At 46.5% G+C, this 20,529-nt stretch carries 32 protein-coding genes and 1 tRNA gene; 5 read left to right on the top strand and 28 right to left on the bottom strand.

From position 1 onward, the window contains the following. Positions 1 to 6: 6 nt before the first annotated feature. Positions 7 to 558, bottom strand: a complete 552-nt coding sequence (locus tag ACTRXF_RS00390; RefSeq protein WP_474277171.1) for a peroxiredoxin — start codon at positions 556 to 558, stop codon at positions 7 to 9. Between the two features lie 203 nt (positions 559 to 761). Between ACTRXF_RS00390 and ACTRXF_RS00385 the strand changes: the two genes are divergently transcribed. Beyond that, the gene (locus ACTRXF_RS00385; RefSeq protein ID WP_474264276.1) at positions 762 to 1,586 is read left to right on the top strand and encodes a mechanosensitive ion channel family protein; all 825 of its coding nucleotides are present in this window, start codon (positions 762 to 764) and stop codon (positions 1,584 to 1,586) included. Positions 1,587 to 1,642: 56 nt separating this feature from the next. On the opposite strand, the gene ACTRXF_RS00380 is transcribed toward ACTRXF_RS00385, so the two are convergent. The 3 genes from ACTRXF_RS00380 to dapD form a co-directional block, all read right to left on the bottom strand. Then, the gene (locus ACTRXF_RS00380) at positions 1,643 to 2,761 is read right to left on the bottom strand and encodes an N-acetyldiaminopimelate deacetylase (RefSeq protein WP_474262590.1); all 1,119 of its coding nucleotides are present in this window, start codon (positions 2,759 to 2,761) and stop codon (positions 1,643 to 1,645) included. Further along, positions 2,761 to 3,972 carry an aspartate aminotransferase family protein gene (locus ACTRXF_RS00375; RefSeq protein ID WP_474277169.1) on the bottom strand — a complete coding sequence of 404 codons (1,212 nt, stop codon included), beginning with the start codon at positions 3,970 to 3,972 and terminating at the stop codon, positions 2,761 to 2,763. Before ACTRXF_RS00375 ends, ACTRXF_RS00380 begins: the two co-directional genes overlap by 1 nt. Before the next feature lie 91 nt (positions 3,973 to 4,063). Further along, entirely contained in the window at positions 4,064 to 4,777 is a 714-nt protein-coding gene (dapD, locus tag ACTRXF_RS00370; protein ID WP_298784071.1) for a 2,3,4,5-tetrahydropyridine-2,6-dicarboxylate N-acetyltransferase, read from the bottom strand. A gap of 149 nt (positions 4,778 to 4,926) precedes the next feature. Between dapD and rraA the strand changes: the two genes are divergently transcribed. After that, positions 4,927 to 5,400 carry a ribonuclease E activity regulator RraA gene (rraA, locus tag ACTRXF_RS00365; RefSeq protein ID WP_474277167.1) on the top strand — a complete coding sequence of 158 codons (474 nt, stop codon included), beginning with the start codon at positions 4,927 to 4,929 and terminating at the stop codon, positions 5,398 to 5,400. On the opposite strand, the gene ACTRXF_RS00360 is transcribed toward rraA, so the two are convergent. The 3 genes from ACTRXF_RS00360 to ACTRXF_RS00350 form a co-directional block, all read right to left on the bottom strand. Further along, positions 5,397 to 6,575 carry an MFS transporter gene (locus ACTRXF_RS00360; protein ID WP_474277165.1) on the bottom strand — a complete coding sequence of 393 codons (1,179 nt, stop codon included), beginning with the start codon at positions 6,573 to 6,575 and terminating at the stop codon, positions 5,397 to 5,399. The two genes, rraA and ACTRXF_RS00360, sit on opposite strands and share 4 nt — an antisense overlap. Positions 6,576 to 6,760: 185 nt before the next feature. After that, the gene (locus ACTRXF_RS00355) at positions 6,761 to 7,186 is read right to left on the bottom strand and encodes an HPr family phosphocarrier protein (protein ID WP_474262600.1); all 426 of its coding nucleotides are present in this window, start codon (positions 7,184 to 7,186) and stop codon (positions 6,761 to 6,763) included. A 63-nt stretch (positions 7,187 to 7,249) separates the two neighbouring features. After that, positions 7,250 to 8,362 carry a mechanosensitive ion channel family protein gene (locus ACTRXF_RS00350; protein WP_474277163.1) on the bottom strand — a complete coding sequence of 371 codons (1,113 nt, stop codon included), beginning with the start codon at positions 8,360 to 8,362 and terminating at the stop codon, positions 7,250 to 7,252. A gap of 168 nt (positions 8,363 to 8,530) precedes the next feature. Between ACTRXF_RS00350 and ACTRXF_RS00345 the strand changes: the two genes are divergently transcribed. Further along, positions 8,531 to 8,794: a hypothetical protein gene (locus ACTRXF_RS00345; protein ID WP_474262604.1), complete on the top strand. Its 264-nt coding sequence runs from the start codon at positions 8,531 to 8,533 to the stop codon at positions 8,792 to 8,794. Positions 8,795 to 9,036: 242 nt separating this feature from the next. Next, positions 9,037 to 9,112, top strand: a tRNA-Val gene (locus tag ACTRXF_RS00340). A gap of 1,393 nt (positions 9,113 to 10,505) precedes the next feature. Here the strand turns inward: ACTRXF_RS00340 and ACTRXF_RS00335 are convergent. The 8 genes from ACTRXF_RS00335 to ACTRXF_RS00300 form a co-directional block, all read right to left on the bottom strand. After that, positions 10,506 to 10,739 (bottom strand): hypothetical protein, encoded by a 234-nt coding sequence (locus ACTRXF_RS00335; protein WP_474277161.1) that lies wholly within the window; start codon positions 10,737 to 10,739, stop codon positions 10,506 to 10,508. Positions 10,740 to 11,102: 363 nt separating this feature from the next. Next, positions 11,103 to 11,279, bottom strand: coding sequence for a hypothetical protein (locus ACTRXF_RS00330; RefSeq protein ID WP_474277159.1), 177 nt, complete (start codon positions 11,277 to 11,279; stop codon positions 11,103 to 11,105). After that, positions 11,279 to 12,235: a GAF domain-containing protein gene (locus ACTRXF_RS00325; protein WP_474277157.1), complete on the bottom strand. Its 957-nt coding sequence runs from the start codon at positions 12,233 to 12,235 to the stop codon at positions 11,279 to 11,281. The genes ACTRXF_RS00330 and ACTRXF_RS00325 overlap by 1 nt, the downstream gene beginning before the upstream one ends. 129 nt (positions 12,236 to 12,364) lie before the next feature. Then, positions 12,365 to 12,673, bottom strand: a complete 309-nt coding sequence (locus ACTRXF_RS00320; protein ID WP_474277155.1) for a hypothetical protein — start codon at positions 12,671 to 12,673, stop codon at positions 12,365 to 12,367. Further along, on the bottom strand, positions 12,673 to 12,864 hold the full coding sequence (locus ACTRXF_RS00315) for a helix-turn-helix domain-containing protein (protein WP_474277153.1): 192 nt from the start codon (positions 12,862 to 12,864) through the stop codon (positions 12,673 to 12,675). Before ACTRXF_RS00315 ends, ACTRXF_RS00320 begins: the two co-directional genes overlap by 1 nt. Before the next feature lie 182 nt (positions 12,865 to 13,046). Further along, positions 13,047 to 13,376: a hypothetical protein gene (locus ACTRXF_RS00310; protein WP_474277151.1), complete on the bottom strand. Its 330-nt coding sequence runs from the start codon at positions 13,374 to 13,376 to the stop codon at positions 13,047 to 13,049. After that, entirely contained in the window at positions 13,373 to 13,816 is a 444-nt protein-coding gene (locus ACTRXF_RS00305; protein ID WP_474277149.1) for a hypothetical protein, read from the bottom strand. Before ACTRXF_RS00305 ends, ACTRXF_RS00310 begins: the two co-directional genes overlap by 4 nt. Then, positions 13,813 to 14,091 (bottom strand): hypothetical protein, encoded by a 279-nt coding sequence (locus tag ACTRXF_RS00300; RefSeq protein WP_474277147.1) that lies wholly within the window; start codon positions 14,089 to 14,091, stop codon positions 13,813 to 13,815. Before ACTRXF_RS00300 ends, ACTRXF_RS00305 begins: the two co-directional genes overlap by 4 nt. A gap of 144 nt (positions 14,092 to 14,235) precedes the next feature. On the opposite strand from ACTRXF_RS00300, the gene ACTRXF_RS00295 reads away from it, so the two are divergent. Then, entirely contained in the window at positions 14,236 to 14,451 is a 216-nt protein-coding gene (locus ACTRXF_RS00295) for a helix-turn-helix domain-containing protein (RefSeq protein ID WP_474277145.1), read from the top strand. Positions 14,452 to 14,465: 14 nt separating this feature from the next. Here ACTRXF_RS00295 and ACTRXF_RS00290 read toward each other — a convergent pair whose 3' ends face one another. The 13 genes from ACTRXF_RS00290 to ACTRXF_RS00230 form a co-directional block, all read right to left on the bottom strand. After that, positions 14,466 to 14,627 carry a hypothetical protein gene (locus ACTRXF_RS00290; protein ID WP_474277143.1) on the bottom strand — a complete coding sequence of 54 codons (162 nt, stop codon included), beginning with the start codon at positions 14,625 to 14,627 and terminating at the stop codon, positions 14,466 to 14,468. Beyond that, positions 14,608 to 14,802: a hypothetical protein gene (locus ACTRXF_RS00285; RefSeq protein WP_474277141.1), complete on the bottom strand. Its 195-nt coding sequence runs from the start codon at positions 14,800 to 14,802 to the stop codon at positions 14,608 to 14,610. Before ACTRXF_RS00285 ends, ACTRXF_RS00290 begins: the two co-directional genes overlap by 20 nt. A 3-nt stretch (positions 14,803 to 14,805) precedes the next feature. After that, positions 14,806 to 15,216 (bottom strand): hypothetical protein, encoded by a 411-nt coding sequence (locus ACTRXF_RS00280; protein ID WP_474277139.1) that lies wholly within the window; start codon positions 15,214 to 15,216, stop codon positions 14,806 to 14,808. A 92-nt stretch (positions 15,217 to 15,308) separates the two neighbouring features. Next, positions 15,309 to 15,938: a hypothetical protein gene (locus ACTRXF_RS00275; RefSeq protein ID WP_474277137.1), complete on the bottom strand. Its 630-nt coding sequence runs from the start codon at positions 15,936 to 15,938 to the stop codon at positions 15,309 to 15,311. 2 nt (positions 15,939 to 15,940) lie between these two features. After that, the gene (locus ACTRXF_RS00270; RefSeq protein WP_474277135.1) at positions 15,941 to 16,156 is read right to left on the bottom strand and encodes a hypothetical protein; all 216 of its coding nucleotides are present in this window, start codon (positions 16,154 to 16,156) and stop codon (positions 15,941 to 15,943) included. Positions 16,157 to 16,194: 38 nt separating this feature from the next. Further along, positions 16,195 to 16,407: a hypothetical protein gene (locus tag ACTRXF_RS00265; RefSeq protein ID WP_474277133.1), complete on the bottom strand. Its 213-nt coding sequence runs from the start codon at positions 16,405 to 16,407 to the stop codon at positions 16,195 to 16,197. 189 nt (positions 16,408 to 16,596) lie between these two features. Then, positions 16,597 to 16,782, bottom strand: a complete 186-nt coding sequence (locus ACTRXF_RS00260; RefSeq protein WP_474277131.1) for a hypothetical protein — start codon at positions 16,780 to 16,782, stop codon at positions 16,597 to 16,599. Between the two features lie 13 nt (positions 16,783 to 16,795). Then, the gene (locus ACTRXF_RS00255; RefSeq protein WP_474277129.1) at positions 16,796 to 17,329 is read right to left on the bottom strand and encodes an ERCC4 domain-containing protein; all 534 of its coding nucleotides are present in this window, start codon (positions 17,327 to 17,329) and stop codon (positions 16,796 to 16,798) included. After that, the gene (locus ACTRXF_RS00250; protein WP_474277127.1) at positions 17,330 to 17,740 is read right to left on the bottom strand and encodes a hypothetical protein; all 411 of its coding nucleotides are present in this window, start codon (positions 17,738 to 17,740) and stop codon (positions 17,330 to 17,332) included. It lies immediately after the preceding gene. Continuing rightward, positions 17,737 to 19,110 (bottom strand): DNA primase family protein, encoded by a 1,374-nt coding sequence (locus ACTRXF_RS00245; RefSeq protein ID WP_474277125.1) that lies wholly within the window; start codon positions 19,108 to 19,110, stop codon positions 17,737 to 17,739. The genes ACTRXF_RS00250 and ACTRXF_RS00245 overlap by 4 nt, the downstream gene beginning before the upstream one ends. Continuing rightward, complete coding sequence (locus tag ACTRXF_RS00240) at positions 19,111 to 19,935, bottom strand: bifunctional DNA primase/polymerase (protein ID WP_474277123.1); 825 nt, start codon at positions 19,933 to 19,935, stop codon at positions 19,111 to 19,113. A 20-nt stretch (positions 19,936 to 19,955) separates the two neighbouring features. Beyond that, a complete protein-coding gene (locus ACTRXF_RS00235; protein WP_474277121.1) occupies positions 19,956 to 20,177 on the bottom strand; it encodes a helix-turn-helix domain-containing protein in 222 nt (73 codons plus the stop codon). A 21-nt stretch (positions 20,178 to 20,198) separates the two neighbouring features. Further along, positions 20,199 to 20,438, bottom strand: coding sequence for a helix-turn-helix domain-containing protein (locus ACTRXF_RS00230; protein WP_474277119.1), 240 nt, complete (start codon positions 20,436 to 20,438; stop codon positions 20,199 to 20,201). Positions 20,439 to 20,529 lie beyond the last annotated feature (91 nt).

The following is a 20,529-nucleotide window of genomic DNA, read 5'->3' as shown; positions in this document are numbered from 1 at the left end:
TGACGCTCAGGTATTCATCGTATCCTGTCCCGGCTTCCAGTTTGCTGGACACATTCCGCCCATCTGCAAAGCCTGGAGTACTCGAAGCACCTCATCTACATCGCGCCCGACGTCGTTGTGATGTATCATCGAATACTGCAGTTCCCCGTCCGGATTAATAATATACAAACCGCGCAGCGCCACTCCTTCTTCTTCAATTAACACGCCGTACTCCCGGCTCACCCGGTGGTTTGTATCAGCTGCAAGCGGAAACTTCAGCTGCTCGAGCCCGTTCTCTTCCCGCGTCATATTGATCCATGCTTTATGCGAGTGAATGGTATCCGTCGAGACGCCGATAATTTCTGTATCAAGTTCTTCGAACTCGTCATAATGGTCGCTCATTGTTGTAATTTCTGTCGGACAGATGTGGGTGAAATCCATCGGATAGAAAAAGAGCACCGTCCATTTATCTTCCTTCATTATTTGTTCAAGGCTGATCGTGCCAAACGAGGTGTCCGGCATGACGGCATTCATCTCGAAGCGCGGAGCCTGCTTTGCTACCATACGCTTTTCACTCATGCATTCCACTCCTTTAATAATTACGATCCTGCATTCTATCCTTCATTATATGGACCGCCAATTTCAAAGTCAACGAAACGCTCCGCTCCTGTTTTTATGGCGGTTTGATTCATTACTATTGCATATTTTTTGGCACAACCGGTTATGTTATACTAGTCAGGTTAAAATGGAAACTACAGGCTGGGGAGTGGTATAAGTTGAATATGGAATCGTTTAATGAAGGAGTTTTCTGGACAGCTGCCATTATTTTAATGGTGCAGCTAATTGGTGTGCTCATCGGCTATATTATAGTACGGGCCATCGGAAGCAAAATCATCCATCGCGCCTTTAACCGCATGGAAAAGCAGCGGAATATGCACCCGGGCAGGGTTAAAACCCTTTCGAAGCTCGCTATAAGCATCTTTACTTACATTTTATTATTTATCGTAATTACTATTACTTTAGGCTTGTTTGATCTTGATATTGCTCCTCTGATCGCCAGCGCCGGGATCGTCGGGCTTGCGATTGGTTTCGGGGCCCAGGGCCTTGTCAGCGACGTCGTTACCGGCTTTTTTATTCTGCTTGAAAAGCAGATTGACGTCGAAGACTACATTGCGATCGCCGGAATAGACGGAATCGTCGAGGAGGTTGGCCTGCGCACGACTCAGGTGCGTAGCTTTGACGGTACGCTGCACTTCGTACCAAATCGGGAAATCAGCGTTGTCAGCAATTATTCTCGCGGGAACATGCAGGCCATTGTCGATATCGGCATCGCTTATGAAGAGAATGTGGATAAAGCGATTGCTGTCATTCAGGGAGCCTGCAACCGCGTAGCTGAGGAACAGGGCATTTTTAAGGAAGGCCCTGACGTTGTAGGAGTAAACGCCCTTGGCGCTTCGGAGGTTACGATCCGTATTATTGCCAAAACAGAGAACATGATGCAATGGGCCATGCAGCGGGAGCTGCTGAAGGCCTGCAAGGAAGATCTTGATGCCCATAATATCGAAATTCCTTACCCGCACCAGGTGAACGTCAGCAAAGAAGCATAAAGCACAAAAAGAGACGGCAGGGGCTTTGAAAGCCCCTGCCGTCTTTTATCGTTTTCTTACCGACTGTGCAGAAAATCAGTGAAAAATTCCACCGCTGTATCTATCGCTTTTTCGGATGGGCTGATCCGGTTATCGTGCAGCCCGTACGGCGTATCCACCCCGAGCCAGACCATCGTCCCTGGAATGTCCCGGAGAAAGTAGCCAAAGTCTTCTCCCGTCATTGCTTCCCGGCTCTCCACATAGTTGACCCGGCCATGGCTCTTGGCAAACGAAGCCAGATCCGCTGTTTTTGTTTCATCGTTATACACCTGGCAGTAGTTCGCTCCCCAGTCCACCTCTGTTTCACAATGAAAGGAAGCTTCAATTCCTTTTAGCATTCCGGTTATTCTTTCTTTAATCAGCTTCATGTTGTCCATCGAAAAGGTGCGGATCGTCCCTTCCACCCGGGCGGATTCTGCAATAATGTTCTGCTTGGTTCCTGCCTCAATCGTACCGATGGTTACAACGGCCGGATCGAGTGGATCAATGTTTCTTGCCACAATTGACTGAAGCTGAGTCACAAAGTGGCTCGCTGCCACTACCATGTCTTCTGTCTGATGGGGACGTGCCGCGTGTCCGCCTTTACCGTGAAGGTTGATAAACAATTCGGAGGTGTTGGCAAACAGCACCCCCGGCTTTGTCGCAATCGTGCCAACCGGGTGCTCTGGAGCTATATGCAGGGCATAGATTTCATCCGGCTTCCAGGCCTTGAATTCGCCGGAGCGGAGCATCGGCTCTGCTCCCCCCGGTCCTTCTTCTGCCGGCTGAAAAAGCATCACCACGTTTTGAACCGGGCGTTGCTCCGCAAGGTTCTGCAGTATGCCAAGCGCAATTGCCATGTGCATGTCGTGTCCACAGGCGTGCATCATCCCCTCGTGCTCGGATGGAAACTCCAGACCTGACTGCTCCTGGACTGGCAGGCCGTCCATATCCGTCCGGTAGCCAACTGTTTTTTCCGGGTCAGAGCCTTCAATGCGAACAAGAATACCTGTTTCCCATGTTTTATATGACAGGTGTTCCTGCGGCAGAGCTCGAATCACATCAAGCAGATACTGCTGCGTTTTAACTTCTTGAAACCCCGGCTCCGGAATGCGGTGCAGATCGCGGCGGAATTTCGTTAAGTCAGTTGAAGTCATTACTGCACGCTCCTTTCTTTCAGGGCGTTCATTTCTTCTGCAAGGGTTTCAATAAAGGTATCCACTTCAGCTCGCTCAAGGGTCAGCGGCGGCAGAAGGCGGATAATACGCTGCTGTGTAATATTAAACATAAACCCTTTCGCAAGCAGCCTCTCCTGCAGTGTTTTGACGAATGAAGCATCGGCATCCAGCACTACACCAATCATCATGCCGAGCCCCCGGATTTCCTGCACAAATCCTTCGCTTTCCTTTTTCCAGTCTTCGAGACGGGACCACAGGTATTCAGCCCGTTCACGCCCCTTCTCCAATTCCTTTTGATCATACAGGACGTCGAGCACCGCATTTCCCATCGCGGCGCTGAGCGGTGAAGGTCCGAAGGTCGTGCCATGATCGCCCGGGTGAAATACTTCCTGCACATGCTCTCCTGCAATCATTCCTCCAAGCGGCAGACCGCCGCCGATGCCTTTGGCAAATAAAATAACGTCCGGCTTGATATTTGCCCGTTCGTAGGCGAAAAACGTGCCTGTGCGTCCAATTCCGGTCTGAATTTCATCTACGATAAACAGCACGTTGTATTTTTCGCAGAGAGCTTTCGCTTCTTCCATAAAAGAAGGGGAAACCGGCTGAATACCGCCTGATCCTAATATCGGCTCGAATAAAAATGCGGCCGGCTGCTTCGTCTTAAGCACTTCTTCAAGTGCCTCCAGGTTTTCTGCTTCCACTTCATATACAGGATAGTCTGCTGCAGGAAAATCCTGATAAATTCCGGGCTGGCGCGTCAGCTGAATAACACCCAGCGTCCGTCCGTGAAAGCTTTTTTCGAGCACAGCGATTCCTTTTTTCGGCGTTTCCTGGCTGCTGCCCCATTTATGCACAAGCTTGACTGCTGCTTCAGTGGCTTCCGCTCCGGAATTTGCAAAGAATACCTTCCCCGGGATACTGAGCTCAATCAACCGTTCTGCCAGGCAGACCGCCGGTTTGTTAATAAACATGTTGGAAATATGCAGAAACTGGTCTGCCTGTTCCTTCAGCTTATCGAGCAAATAGGGGTGCGAATGACCGACAATATTAACGGCCAGGCCGGTAAATAAATCGAGATATTTGTTTTGTTCGTTGTCGTATAAGTAATTGCCTTCCCCTTTTTCCACTACAATCGGAAGACGCTGGTACGTAGACATTATATAGTGCTGGTCTTTTTCAAGCCAGTTCATGCTGTTTGCCCCTTTCGCGTAAATGAAAAAGAAAGGCCCCTTTTGGAACCCGTCCCAAAAGGCAGCCTTTCACCGTTACGTTGTTGCATTGTTATTTTAAGCGGCGCAGTTCCTGTTTAATTTCTGTTTTTCCTTTTGTCTGCTCGTCAATTTCTTTGATGACGCGTGCAGGAGTACCGGCAACGACCGTATTTGGCGGCACGTCTTCTGTTACTACGGCGCCCGCAGCTACGACTGCCCCTTCACCGACAGTGACCCCTTCAAGGATCACGCAATTGGCGCCAACCACAACGCCGTCTTCGACAACGACCGGCTGTGCGGATGGCGGCTCAATGACGCCGGCAAGGACTGATCCTGCACCAATGTGGCAGTTGTTGCCCACGGTGGCACGTCCACCCATTACAACGTTCATATCAATCATCGTGCCTTCTCCGACAACGGAGCCGATGTTAATGCTTGCACCCATCATGATGACGGCACCTTTACCAATTTCCACCTGGTCGCGGATGATCGCACCCGGCTCAATGCGTGCTTCGATGTCTTTCAGGTCAAGCATCGGGATCGCACTATTTCTACGATCATTTTCTACGACAAAATCTTCAATTTTGTCCGCATTCGCTTCGATTCCCTCTTTAATATCTTCCCATTCACCGAACAATACGCCGGTGTTTCCTGTAATAAACCGCTTCGTTTCATTTCCAAATCCGATAGCGTCCAATTCGCCGGTAATATGTACTTTAACCGGAGTGGATTTTTTACTATCTGAAATGAACTGGATAATTTCGTTTGCGTCCATTTGATTCATGTTTTACATCCTCCTTCAAATTTCTCTTTCCTAGATTATCATATCGCCCTTTGAAAGCAAAATGATAGTGGCATCTTTTTTCTGTTCTTATGCTATTTTCTTTCTTCTGGGAAAGCCTTACAATGAAAATAATAAAAGGAGGCATACATATGGGTAGAACAGCTGACATTTGTGACGAATACGGAAACGAGGTTTTTGTCGCCAATGAACCGTTTTTATCGCACGGGCCGGTACTTTCCTTCGAAGGTCCGGTGGAAACAGTACGGGTATTTGAGGATAACGTTCTTGTCGAGCAGGCGCTTGGTGAAATTCCCGCCGGCAGCGTCCTTGTAGTTGACGGAGGCGGTTCATCCCGGCGCGCGCTCCTTGGGGACAACCTGGCAGAAATTGCTGTTAAACGCGGACTCGCAGGTATTATCGTAAACGGCGCAATCCGCGACAGTGATGAACTGCGCGAAATGAATGTCCGGGTGTTTTCCCGTTTCACCAACCCACGGAAGTCCGTCAAGGAAGGACGCGGTGAACGCTCCGTTCCAGTCGATTTTGCCGACGTCACCTGGACACCCGGGGATTACGTTTATGCGGACAGCGACGGCATTGTGCTTCTCCCTGCCAAAACCTAGCCCGCCTCCACCGGCATAAGACGGCGCACGCTTGTAAGTGTAACTGTTAACAGAAGCAGACCGCCAGCAATGACGCCGATCCAGCCAGCTATGGGCCAAAGAAGTCCAAAATATATACTGCTGAGACTTCCGCCCAGATAATAAGAGGTCAAATAAAGTCCCGAGGCGCTCGCCCGGGCTTTTTTTGCGTTTTTTGTCACCCATGAGCTTGAGGTGGAATGCGCAAAGAAAAAGCCAAAACTCAGTACTGCAAGCGATGCAATAACCACCCACAGCTGCGGAACAAGCGACAGCATCAGACCGCCGGCCATAATGAGGATGCCGGTCTGCATACAGTCTGTCTGTTTAAAGCGCTGCGTCAATTCCCCGGCAAGGCTCGAGCTGAATGTGCCCGCCCCGTATGTTAAAAAGAGCAGACCCAGAACCGCCGTGCTGACGAAAAAAGGATCCCCGTCCAGGCGGTAGGTAATAAAGTTAAACGTGCCGATAAACACGAAGAAATTCAATCCGCCGATGATATAAGCGAGCCGCTGGACTGGATCTTTAAGGTGAAAAAGCGCATTTTTCCATGTGTCGCTCCACTCCAGAGGCTTTGGGTTGAAGTTTTTCGAAGCCGGAAGCAGAAAAATTACCATCAAGGCAAGCAATACGCTTACTCCGGCCATGAAAAAATATGCCGTCCGCCAGTCAAACCAATCAGCAAGCACGCCGCTCATTACTCTTCCACCCATCCCCCCAAGACTGTTCGCGCTTACGTAAAATCCCATTGCTACTGTCATCGCCCTCGGCGTAAATTCTTCCCCGATATAGGACATAGCCGCAATGGGAATACCGGCAAGCCCCACTGCCTGTACCATTCGCAGCAGCAAAAGCAGCCAGAAGGAGCCGGCAAACGGAATAAGGAGCGTAGCTATCGTTCCCCAGATCATCGCATACACGATGATTTTCCTCCTCCCTTTCGCATCGGATATCGCGCTGATAAAAAAGAAGCTTACTCCAAGCATCAGCAGCGACAATGAAATGACAAAGCTCGCTGTCGCTTCGCTTACATTGAATTCTCCTGTAAACAATGGAAGCAGTGGCTGGGGGTAATACATATTGGCAAAAATGAGCAGGGAGGCAAGCCCAAGGGCAATGGAGGCCCGCCAAAACGTTCCAGTATGCCGGTCGATCATAAAGCATTCGTCCTTCCGTCTCATTCGTCGTTGCTGCTTGTATTATACAACCAGTATGTACGATTCGTTCCTTCTTATTTTACCCGTTTTAGCACGTTATATGCTTAGCATTACCCGGGTCTTAGAAAAATGGCTCTTAATACAGCTGAAGACCCGGACGCTTTTTTTGGCGCCGGGTCTTCCTATTAGCTGCGTGTCGTTTTCAGATACGAGCGCGCAATATTTCGTACATTGGGATTCCAGTGGGCCATGCATCCGGCCATTGCCCGTTCCACATGCTCCGCTGCTTCGTCTTCCCAATAGCCATTGCTGTTCTGATGCTCTGCTGCTGCTCCAAGATATTCAGCTGCCACCCTGGCAACTGCTTCTTTTTCTTCTCCATGTACTTTGAGTTCCACTTTGTCTCCAAGTCTGATGCTTGTAAACAAAGACATCATGCCGAGTACGCTTTTACCATTTGCGGAAGTTCTCCGCTTTTCAAAAAACACATCTGCTTTAAATGTTTCCAGTTCATGCACAAATGACAATACTTGACTGGCATTCAGTCCACGGGTTAACACGAATGTTTCCACTCGTTCCATCGAATGCATCGGCTCCTTTTTTTCGTACATATTCCTTCTGACAAACATTCTTATTATAACATGTACGTTTCATTTGCCAACCGTGAAGCCCGCTTAATTATTGTCGGAGATGTGATAATTTTCTTCAGGCGCTTTTTCAATATAAATAGACTGTGTTGGATAGGCAAACTGAACGCCTTCCTCCTGAAGGATACGAATGATTTCAAGATTCAGTTCTTCTTTTATTTCCGCCCATTCCAAAAATGCGGTCGTTTTGGTAAAGCAGTAAACCCACAGGTCGAGCGAGGAGCTGTTAAATTCTTTAAACTGCACAAGAATCAGTTCTTTATCAATGTCATCACGGTTATTCAGCATCTCTTCAAGACGCTCCCGCAGCTGCAGCACCTGCTCCCTCGGTGTCTGGTATTCAATGCCAAGCGTCATATCTATTTCCCGCTTACGCATTTCACTCCAGTTCGTAATCGCTTCGTGGGCAAGTGTATTGTTTGGAACGATGACAATCGAATCAGCGAAGGTACGCACCTTCGTGCTCCGAAATGAAATATCTTCCACGATTCCTTCTACCGTCGGCGTATAAATCCAGTCGCCCCGCTTAAACGGGCGCTCCACTACAATAATTATACCGCCGATAAAGTTAGCCACCATGTCCTGGGCGGCGAGAGCAAAAGCCAGACCGCCAAGACCGAGACCTGCCACAAAGCCGTTAATGTTAAAGCCCCAGGATGAAAGAATAATGGTGAATGCAAGCGCCACGATAATAATCCGCAGCACCCGGGAAAGAAAAGGCACCAGCATATTATCTTCCTTGCCCTCGAGCCGTTTAATCATCGGGTTAAAGAGCATCGAAGACGTGTTCAGAAGCTTGTATGTGCCCCATGCTACGAGCACGATTAAAATCGAACCGTACAGGCGGTTGATAATAGTCATGGAATCCCACGGTATAGGCAGATACAGCAGCGCTAAGTATATGCCGAACACGGCAAAAAACATCCGGATCGGCCGTTCAAATGATACTAAAACATTCGTGAAGAGCTGTGATCTCGATTGGTGAGTCATCTTTAAAATGAACCTGAAAATGTATTTAGTAAAAAGCTTCCGAAAAGCAAACACGAGAAGTGCAATCAAAACGGCTACGCCTATATCAATCCAGGGCAGCTCCACAATACGTGTCTGCCATTCCATCCAAAAGTCTGCATATGCCTGCATGAACATCCCTCCACCTTTGTCCCGTTCTCTCTATATTTTAATGCTGCCACCAGGCAGTTTACTGCAGGGTTCCTGCTTTTCGCATTTGTGGATATCTTTCAAACCTAAGGTATGGTAGCATGTAAGTCGGAAAAAGACATCATCACAAAGGAAGGTTTAGATAGTCGCATGGATTTACTTATTTTACTGCTAATTGGTTTTGCTGTAAATACGCTCATATACCAGCTTGCCCGTTTGATGCAAAAAGTCTCCGGGCGAAGTCTTCCGCTTTTGGGTATCACTTACATTGCTTTTTTCGGAGCGCTGTCGCTCGGCATTTTTAATCAGGGACCGCTCGGGTTCATTCTTTCCAACCTCAGTCTGGGCATGCTTGCTTTCTGCTTATTTCTATTCCTTCAGCAGCGGAAAGAAAAACAGCAAAAGGAAAAGTAATTCATTTTTTATGGATATGTACTGCAAACGATAAAGATTTCTGTTTCTGCCGCAGGTGCTTATACGACTTCAGTATCTCCGGCAGAAACCGGACTTCAGCAAGGCCTTTAAGCTTCACTGGCCAGAGGAAATGGAATGGCAAGCATAAATCCCTGCTTTACCTGCTGAAATTGGCCACAGAAGGATTGACACCGTTCTTTTCCTATTGTATATTATTTCTGTCGCTTCATTCCATATCATTTGTTCCGTTAGCTCAGTAGGGAGAGCGCCACCTTGACAGGGTGGAGGTCACTGGTTCGAGCCCAGTACGGGACACCATAACAGATAACGCTCAAACCCTTGCCATGCAGGGGTTTTTATTATATATCCGACTGGTACACAGACAGGTATTATTGACTAATACAGCGCCAATGGGGAAAATATGGGGAAAAATATTTTATTTTTGCTCCCAGGCGCAGGTATTTCCCATTATATGGTACTGATTCCCACGACAGAAATATATATAACTACATAAGAATTAGAAAAAAACGTGTAACTTATGTAATTATCGCCGGACGCTTACGGGCGCAAGGAATACCGCCATCATAAATTAATTTTCGATTTATGAATTTGCATTGAACTTATGAAACTTATGTAATTACCTGGTCTTTTAACTACGATCAATGAAATTAAGATGATTTGCCCGGTCAATCCAGCCGCTTATACACAGCCATTTCCCTCCATTTAACCCAGTATTTATGGTATAATAGAGAGGTAGCATAGGGTAGCTACATGGGCGATGGATAGCAAATGTCGGCAGCACATCGAATACCGGGCGATACCTATTGGATAATAGCACCACCTCACAGGCACTGCTTCATTGAAGCGGTGTCTTTTTCATGCTCCCGCACAAAACGATTGCAGGAGCGGCTCACTGTGAGCTTTTCAGTTGTCCTCCTGGGCGGTAAGTATTGGCAGGAAGAAATGCGCTGTATGAGTTGCATAGAAGCTCTAAACGATGCAACCTTTTAGTGGAGCTGTTCCGTTTTGTAAAAAGCGCATCCCCGTTGCATCGTGCCATTCATAGTCCAGCTATGGTTTTTGCTATGTCCTTACTGCCACAAGGGAAAAATCCGTTTTCAATGTCGTTATACCTTGCCTAAACCTTGCCCTTTTGGATGCAACCTTTTGCAACGCAGATGCAACCTTTTTATTCTTTAAGTTAGTTTTGTAAAAGGCGCAATACAGGGTTGCAGTGCAACCTTTTAAACGATTTATGTTGTTTTGTATTAGCATTTATTAGCATCAGGGTTGCATGTCGTACCATAAGCAATCGCTGCTGCCCAGGGTTAAAATACTAACCCCCTGGAAGGAACGTCGAGGAACGAATGCCCATTTACACAGTCATTTCATTTTGACTGTTCACTGGGTACGTTTTTTAAACGTGGCTCCTTCCAGCTGAGCTGAAACTTGCACTCCGTGATAAATGGATCTTCTTCTTTTTACTGCGTCCGGAAACTCTCTTTAGGGAGTCTATTAATTCTATTTTTAAGACCGCCGAAACTGCCGATAAATACGACAACGTTTCCGTATTTCTTTTGTACAGCAATGTGCCCGTAATGGCCACAAGAAATGGTTACCATATAAGGATTTCATGCTAGGTTTTATTAGGTAGCTTAATTAATACCAGGTAATAAAAAAGCACCCGCCCTTCGGCAGATGCTCGTGCGTGCTATTTAACTTTGTTTATAGCGGGTATGCCTTCCATTCTTCCATCAGCTATTTTATTTTCCCGATAAGAGACCCCTTTTACATCACAAGTCCCACTATATTTTTCATCTTCCATATCAATGATTTCTACTTGTTGACGCACTCCATGCAACTCTGGATCAATGTCTTTCTCGTACACTCCTGAAAAGTATATTGTCCAATCGCTGAACTTATCTGCCTCATTCTTAATAGTCAATGTGGCTTCCTCGAAACCGATAGGTCGATTACCTACGATTAAAGATTTAAGTTGTGTTTTAATATAGAATACCTCCCTTTATTATGATGCCCTACCACCTTCTGCATCATCTGGGAGAATTCCTCTAATTTATATTTGTTAATATCCTGGGCAGTATATAGTCGTAGATGACCTTACTAATAATCACCTCATCTCCAACTAATGACGTATGTTCACCATACCCCTTCTCGAAAGATAAGGCGCTTAACCCGTTCCCCCGTTAGTGCTTAAGAGGTTGAGGTTTTATGAGCTAGCCTTTTGTGAGATAGTTCGTTGTTAACCAACTGGCATTAAAAAAGCGCCCCTTATTTGAGGACGCTTTGCTTAATTCGCAGCATGTTTTGATTTTTTATTAGAGTGATATGATTTGTCGCTACTTTCATAGCCCATTTCACGGGCACGTGCAACTAAATTATTAGTATTTTTTTTAGATTGGGCGCTTTTTTTAGCAATAGTTTTGGCAGCTTTAAATTGTGACGGACGTCTATTCATCGTTTGCATTATCCATCACCTCCCCTTCTATTTATTATCTTATCACAATAATAAGCTAATGCACATATATCAGCATAAAATTGCATAGTCACTTCATCATCTTCACTAAAATCATTAAACTCTTCACTTTGAATGTTTATAACACCGATTGGTTGATTACCAATTTTACAGGGAACTCCCAAAATTGAATTATATGAATGTCTCGGGCTGAATTCACCTTGAAAATTTTCATCTTCTTGAACATTTTTTATGATTTTTGTCGCGCCACTTTGAAAAATTGCTCCTGCAAAACCCTCGCCTGGTTTAAATGTTCTTTCTCTTGAAGAAGAGAACTCCAAACGGTTATAAGAGTACATTTCTAATACCCCATCTTCAATAAAATATAAAGACGAAGATTTATCAGCTCTATCTTGAAATTGGACCGTCACACACTCATCTAATACATTATCGCAGAATTCTTGAAGCCATCCTTCTTTATTTTCTTTCATTAAATTCACCAGTGAACGGACTAATCTACTAGAATTTTTATGATGACGCATAAAAATTTTACTTACATATTCAAGATAATCTATGTAATCTTGTTTGTTTTCAATGTCACTAGTTGCGTCTTGAATTAATTTTTTAGCTTGTTCTATTTCACTATTTAATCTTTTATTTTCCTTATAGATATCTACATCATAATATTTAATTTTTGCCGCATATTCTTCACTGTAAAATATATTTGGTATGTCGAAAAAAGAAAGTGATATATTCTCTTTATGAGCTCTTATATGACGTTGAATAAAGTAAACTGAAGAAACTATTGTATAAATTATCGCTAAAATGCTTATTATTAAAAACGAATCCACATCTTCCTCAAGAAGGCTATTTAAAGAGCTTGTAATAAAACTACTTACACCAAAGAGAGCAATTAAAACAATCAGTAATGATATGACGAATAAGAAAAAAGTTTTAATTTTTATCACGCCTACAGTTTATTTTTAATTCTAAATTTTAAGAAGGCACATTTCAATACACAATTACAACAAGCCCACCTCTAAAAGATGAGCCTATGATTTATTTATATGATTTAGCCAAAACTTACTTGGATAGCTTTAACGTGGATCAGGCAGCCCGTGGGTCTTGCCTTGCCGGGTGTGTGCATCCATCCATTCGAACAGCAGCTTCGTGTTGACTTTCGGATGCCCCATGTCGGCAATGATCGGGAAGTCCTCGCGCTGGAACAGCTCCGTCGCTTTGCTCTGCTTCACGTCAAATTCTGCCATGAAGCGGCGCTGGCTGAGGACCGGTGGCAGGCCGTGGTGCTGATGCTGATGGTGCTCCTGCATCTTGGCGGCAATGCGCCCGGCCAGGTCGTCCAGTTGCTCGTCTGTGAGTTCCGCCTGTACGTTAATGTTGGTCATTAAGACTCTCCCCTTTTCATATTCTTTTCTTCCTGCTCGTCCATCCAGCGATCCAGGGAGCTGCGCCGGAACATCACGCGGCTCGCCGGACGGAAGTGGTAAATCTCGCCGCGTTTCGCCATGCGGTACAGTGTGTCTTTGCCAATGCCAAGGTAGTCCGCTGCTTCCCGGGCGTTCATGGTTTCTTTCATGGTTGGCCTCCTTTAATGTGTCTAATGTTACTTTCATTTTATTTTATACTGCAAAAGCCCACCTGCGACAGGTGAGCCTGTGATACAATATAATCGGAATAATCATCCCTCTCCTTGCAGAGAGCGGTTGAAGTCGTTACTCCCCAAAGTAGCGGCTTCTTTCTTTGTGTATTCTTCTATATCTATAATTCAACATGCTGCTTATCCACCGTCCACCATTTAGCGTGTAATACGCCCAGCACGTCGCGAGGGTCTGGCTGATAGCCTTCTCCTTCTCGTTCTCGGCAGAAAATATGCACAGGGTGTCCGTCTATGCTGATGCCTTGCGCCTCGTCATGCAGCTGGACCGTGTAGCCATGATAGAACAAGGACACAATCACATCTTCCAGTTCTCTTCTTTCCTGATCGGTGCGTTCTTGGGGCAGTTGCAGGCCAAAGAGTTTCGTTTTTTCTGGCTTTGATTTCACAAAATCGCTCTGTAAGGCTTCTTCTAAAGCAATCACATTTTTCATGCTATCACGTTCCCCTTCTTATTAAATTTCGCTTCTTCCTTTTTCCGCTTGGCTAAATTCTTCTCATGCCGCTTCTCCCGGCGTTCAATCTTCTTATCAAAGAAGGTGAATAATCCAAACTTATGAAGTGTCCGCTCGGCGTTGATGCGCTTGTATGGCTGCAATAATGGCGGCAATTCATCTCCAAACTGCACATACATGGCGGCGGTGATCTGATAGACTGCATCCTTGCTTAGCAGTCGCTTCTCCCACTGCTTCCGCTTGTACTGCTGCCAGCTGCTCGTTAGCTCCGGCACGTCCTCTTTCGTTATGAAGCGCAGCTTTCCGAAAATATATTCCCTCACCTGGTAACCTTCTTGTAAATAGCTGGTTGCTTCCTGCATGGCTTCCTCACTCAATACGCCATTAGGATGCAGGTTTACTTCGATATAATCTCTCATGCTTGCGTCACTCCTTCAAAATAGGTTTGTACAAGTTGATGGTCGATAGCGTCTAAAAAGCGGCCATTTCCTGCTACATTGCGGCACTCGTCTAAGAGGTCAACCAATGTTTCCATAGGCAAAGCCACAATGCCAGCGGAGCTGTGAGCGTCTGCATGGCCGGGTACTACCGCAAAGGCTTTCCACACGCTGGCCATTACGTCTACCGGGTGGCCTTCCGCTACCATGCGGACAAAGCCCCGTCCTCGATTGTAAGATACATACACTTCATCCATAAAAAGTTACCTCCTTTGATTACTTCTGTAAGTAATTATATTACGCCTATATTACTCCTGTCAATCATTTAATTACTTCTTTTGTATATTTAATTACTCCTATATGATATATTAGTATCAGAAGAAGAAAGGAGGTCTGCCATTATGCCATTACGGATCCATCTATCTGAATTGCTTGGAAGGCAACGCATGAAGCAAAGTGAGCTTGCCGAATTAACGGGGATGCGCCGGGCTACGATTAACGCCATATACCATGAGCGGATTAAGCGCTTTGAAGTCGAGCAAATAGAAAGCATCTGCGAAGCGCTCGACTGCCAGCCAGGAGAATTAATGACATACGACAAAGGAGAAGGCCAGTAGCCCTCTCCCTTTTTTTATGCTTCTTCTTCGTAGTCTCGTACAATGTGAAAGCATTTTGGATTGGTGCAGCGCTCCGTATGATCGTCCTGGTCGCCTTCTTCCACTACATGAATGGTATATGGCTCCGGCTGTCGCATATCCTCCAAACGGTTCAACCTATTTTTTAGAGTCTGCATCGTCCATCCTCCTTTGCATTTCCGATATATCATCTAAAATAACTACCGTGTTCGGGCCGATCTCTGCCCGGCGTTCCTCAATCTCTTCTTCACTGTGAGCAATCAGCACCGGCACACCTTCATGGCTCTGCACAAGGCTCTCTATGCGCTCTAAACGTCCGTTCATGTTTCTCATACGTTAGGCTCCCCCTTTCCATCTTTGCTTGCTTTCATCCTCTTGAAGTGCTTCTTCCAGGGCTTCAATACGCTGCTGCATTTCTTCTGTTTCGTGGGCTTTAAAGCCAAACTCGAGCAATGTTCTCGCAGCGTTCGCTCTTGCGATAGCGGGTGTCTTGCTATTCGTGGCCATATCCACTAAGGCATCTACTGCACTGGTCATGCTTTGGCGTAAACGGCTGGTAGCCTGGCCGACTGCTTCCTGTTTGGCTTGCTGGTATTGTTTTTTGAAATCTTCTTCCTGCATCCAGCGCCATAACGTGCTTTCATTCACGCCTGTTTTTTCTGCCGCTTTCCGTATCGTTGGCTCTGTGAGTAAGGCCAATACTGCGGTATCTCGTTTCCGTACTTTCTTTTCTCCATGTCCTGCCATCTGTCTACCTCCATTCCTAAGGGAAAATCTTGCACCTGCGGGCATTGTCTTTTAAAAGAAGCCCTCCCCCTCCTGGGAGAAGGCTCTTGTATTTAATCTTTCGCCATTGGTTTGAAATCAATGTCGCTAAAGGACGTGGCTCCTTCAATACCAACCGGGTAGTATTCCGTATTCCCTACAGTACGCAGGGTGCTTTCCATTCTCGTCAATTCGCTATCCACTTCCGGCGGGATTTGCTCATTGTTCAAGAATTGCGTATAACCGCTCATGCCATCCTTTTTAATCCGCTGATCTACCGTTGCCCGGATATAATCGTGGAAAAACTCGTCTTGCCCGTATTCATCCATCAGAGCTTGAAAGTCCTGGGAACCATCCGCTACTTCCATTTTCTTATCCAGCAGTCTCCGTTGTTTCTCCCGCTGCATTTCCACAAGCAGCTTGTCCTCGGTAGTAATCACCTTGCCAGTTTGATGGTATGGGTTCACAAAGTCCTTTTTCGTGTAGTCCTGGCGGTAGGCTTCAATGTCAGCTAGGGCTTTTTGTACCCTGGCTTGCTTGTCCGCCCGCACCGCATCAAAAAAGCTTTGTCGAGCTTCTTGCAAATACTCGTTGCTGTATCGGCGTTTGTTATCCACCACTTGCTTGTACTTGGCATACTCCCGGTCATACACTTGGCTTAATCCGTCAAAATGCTTGGCTACTTGGGCGAATGTGATTGTCATAATTATTTCCCCTCTCCGTTTGCTACGTCATATTCAGCGTTTTCATGCTCTTGGAAGGTACGTCCTACGTTTGTGATTGTGCCATCCGCTTTCTGCATCTCTTTTTTTAACAACCACAGCGCTTCATTGTGCTTGTTGAATTTACCACTTATCATGCGGTTTTCTTTCATCTGTTCCTCTACATACGTAACAACAGCGTTCCAATTAGCTTCTTGCATCATTCATCATCCTTTTCTTGTAGTTTAAGTTGGTTTTGTTAGACGGTGCGCCCTTGCCAGTGCTTCATATTGTCCACTCGGTAACGAGCGGGTATTTCATTGTAGAGAATGGTATCTTGCGCCCGGCGTTTGTCGCACTCGTTGCATACTCGCCCCAGCCATATCCCATCATCGGCGCAGCTGTGAACCGTTTCCCGCTGGCATTGACGACTGCTGCAATAGAACACCTTCATAAACTGCTGAATGGCCATTTAATGCAGCACCTTCTTTATCCATTCGGCTTCTCGATCTTTCTTAGCGGGAGCGGCCTGGGTCGTGGCTTTCTCGCAATGAGTACACCTGCGGGTCATGCGTTCCCCGCTATACGTGCAATCTTGTTTGGTTTTCCGGTGACACTTCGAGCAGTAATAGTATTTGGTATAGACCTTGCTTCCGGCCATTCACCGCACCTCCTCGCGCTTCTGCTGCTCCCGCTGGCGTTGCGTCCGGCTGCGTTTGAAATACTTGCCCCGCTGCGTGGCCTCTTTGTACAGCGTCACGTTCTGCCGCAACAGGCCATGTATTTCCTCCGGGGTAAGAAACGCCGTATGCTTGGGCAGCTTCACTTCAATATAAGGACTACTCATGCCATCACCTCCTTTATAGTTGCCCTTTCAGGGCATTTCTTGCAAAATACAGCAGTTTACTATATATAAACGCTCCCGCATGGTCTTTCTGAATATATGCGGTGCTAAAGCGGTATCGGCTTTCAAAGGACTGTAAGCTGCCAATGAGTGCCTTTGGCTGGTACTGGCTGCGATAGTTGCCATTCAGCATCTTGGAAAAGCCTTGCTCATCCTCCACCATCAGGGTGAAATACAGCGGCTCCGATCGTATCAGCTCGTTCTCGAAGCGGGTGCGCTCCTTAATGCTTCCGGCCAGCTCGTCCACGCTATTCTTGCGCTCGATCACCACAGGGAGCAGCACGTCTTTGGCAATCCCTAGAGCCGGAGAAGCGGGGAGAAGCGCCCCGTAATCCCCAGCGCCTAGCTTGCGGGTTATCATCGGCACTTGCTTCTGTCCCAGGTGGTCGATGATATGGCCATTATTTTGCTCTCGGCTGTCAACCGCTACGGTGAGGGAAGCAAGCAGCTCCTTGATCTCGGCATCCGTGTAAATAGTTTGTAATTCCAATCAGACCACCTGCTTCCGCTTGATGAATTGAATGTAATTAGCGGCCCGTTTGACCACATCGTCAAAATCCCCGGTAGCCATCACTTTGTTCTTTTGGTACACGGCCTTGTCATTCTCCCGCCATAAGCTCCAATCACCTTCTGTGCCGCCTGTGCGCTCCATATAGAGCGCCGCCTTTGGCGTGACGGATAGCCAATACATTTCCCCATAGAGGGCCACGTTTAGCCCTGCGGTTTGTGCTTGCCTGTCTCTTTCCAAAATGGTGAGGATTGCTTCTTTCTGCTGCTTCACTTGTTCTACTACTTCATTAGATAAGCGGGAGCCTTGCTTGATATTTAAAATCCCGTTTCCGGCATCAGCCAGGCAGCCCTCTGCTTCCATCTGTCTGATTAATTCGGTAGCTTGCATCATAGCTGCAGATCACCTTCCCCCGGTTCCACGTCCTCCGCTTTCATTCCTATGCCTGTCCAGTAATTCACTTTGCTTCCCGTAGGCCGCCAGGAATCATCTAATTGCGGGTGTTTGTTCTTCAATCTTTTGTTAAATTTGATCTTCCCTAGCGGGCGGTAGCCATTATCGGAGCAGAATTTTTTATACTCGTCATAGAGCTTATTTTTCGGACAAGCGGCTTCTGCATGTATCACACACTCCTCGTCTACAAACAACAGCACATTGTCCGCTTCCCGCTGGTATTGTTCCTTGCGCTGGATAGACGCTTCACTTAGGGTTAATTGGCCTGTGTCCATCACCCGGATTAAGCCCCGTAACGCTTTGTTAAACATGCCGCTCCGTTCTTCCGGGGTCGTGATCTTATACTTCAACATGCGGTCTTGCTGATCTTTTGGAAATTGCCGGGGCAGTTCCAGGATGATCCACCTATCGAAAAACGCCGGGTCTAATTCTTTCGAGCTAGGGATCTCATTGGCTGAAAATATCAAGGTGCAGAATGGTGTAAAACTGAAACGGTCAAAGCCCTTGCGCTCCCCGCTGATCGTGTCGCCGCTGGTAATCGTCTTTAAGACTTTACTTGATTCCATAATGCGGGCGGATAAGTCGGAGAAAGTATTGGCCAGTCTTCCGTATATCTGCGCCTTCGCAAACTTATCGGCTTCCAGGTCTTGCAGCTCGATATTGCTTACATTAGCCCCACCTAGTAACTGCTCGATTGCGTAGATGAATACACTCTTGCCATTGTCGCCGCTCCCCGTCAGCATGAACGCCTTCTTCAATCGGGTATCAGGAACCATCGTGTAACCCATCATTTCCTCGGCCATTGGTATCGAATCCTCGGGCAATATATCCGTAAGGAACTCGTCAAACTTGGGGCAAGTGGCTTCCGGGTCAAAGGCTACGTTTAATTGTATGGTGGACAGGTATTCCGGCGTATGCTCATGCAGTTTATCCGCTCTCCAGTCGTACAGCCCGTTCTGTACATTAATGATCTCTTTATTCGGGTTGAGATCGTTTGGATTAACCAGGCGATAGGAGCGCAGGTAATACAAGGTTTCTTCGATGCGATTGCGCCGGGATTCATCTTTGAGTTTATCCTGGGCAATCTGCTGTAAGCGGTGCTGCACATTGGAGCGGTACACGCCATCCTCATACATATATAGCATCGTTCCATCATGGAATACCGGGTATTCGTGAGCGATCTCGTCTGCCAGCCGTTTAGGGATAAACGTATTTTTATCAAAGTAGCGGGCTACGTTTTTATCACGTATCGGCACAACATTGGATTTTTCTTCTTCGAGTTGTTCTGCATATTCTTCGTTGTAGGCCATTTACCGATTCCTCCGTTTCCTCACTCGTTCCAACTCTGCCTTTAATATCGAATTAAATGTGTCGTCAAGTTCTTCTGCATCTATTGGTGGGTTGTTTCGCTCATTCCAGGCGCAGACCAACTCATAAGCGACAGGCACATCTATATACTTTCTAAGCAGATAACCTGTAAGAGAAGCGGCAGTTTCGTTTCGGTTGCCATCCGCTACGCCTTGTAGCACCTTCACCCAATGCTCTTTGGTTTTGGCCTGTACCTCTCCGTTTGCACTAGGTTGCTGGGCCAATGTAATAAACCATTCCGGCAGCGGTGCAATCGGCACTTCACTAATATGGCTTGAAAGCTCGAACTGGTATTCGCCGCCATTCGGATGAACGCTCGGGGGCGCTACCACATACTTGCCACTACGCTGAATATCTATACCGGGGTATTCCTCTAATTTGGTGCGGGTTACTTGTTCATGGTGCTGAAAGTAGCGGTGCTTCCCTCCCGTAGGTGTAAGGACAGTTACGGTTTCCGGGAGCGGTTCATAATTCGCATGTTCTAAGCGTTCAATGGATTCTTCGCTTCCGTTTCGCACGTCCTCATCAATTATGAGAAGGCCACTGCCAGGGCCGCACGGGATTCCAATGTTTGCCCCAGAGTATTGCTCCCACCATGCTTTGATCTGCTCGTTATCAGTCGTTGCATCGTGCAGACCGTGAGCGGTGAGCGGGCGTTTCTCCCCTGGTACTAAGGGGAAAACAGGAAGGTTAAATGTATTGGCATACGCTAGGGCGCTGCGTAGAAATATTGTGTTTTCCTGCTTTTCTTGTGGTATAATAGCCATAGAATATTTTCCTCCAGTCCTCACGAAATGCGCCCCGGCACGGGCGTATTTTTTTGTCTTTCTTGCAGCTGTGCTTCTTCTTCACTGGCAAACCAGGCATCTATACTATGCTTATCTATCAATACTCTCCTGCCGACTTTCACGCCTGGCATTTCTCCCTGTCTCACCATCTGATACACCTTTTCGGTAGACAGCCCCAGGTACTCCGCTGCTTCTGCCGCTGTAATCGTTTTTCTTTCCATGTTTTCACCTCCTTTTATTATTTAAGCTTTGGCGTTCGTTATATTTATCACTTTGACCAAAAAAATTTCTTCAATTCCTACTCCTAAACCATCAGCTATCTTGTAAGCAACCTTTGGAGAAGGAGTGTATTCTTCATTTAATACTTGAGAAAGATAGGCTTGCGATATACCAATTTGTTTTGAGAAATTTCTTAGACTTTTTCCTTGTTTAGCGATTAACAGCCTGGTTTCCTTTGCGTTAATCAATTCAGTTTTAATCATGTCCACCCTCCTTAATAGGTACATACTCCTGAACGTTATATTTATCATAGCAAAAGCAGATATTGATTTCAATAGGTTTAGCGAAATTTTG

Source organism: Marinococcus sp. LNHM3E3-2.2, assembly GCF_056034385.1.
The sequence above is the reverse complement of the archived record's forward strand: the minus strand, read 5'-3'. Positions and strand labels throughout refer to the sequence as shown.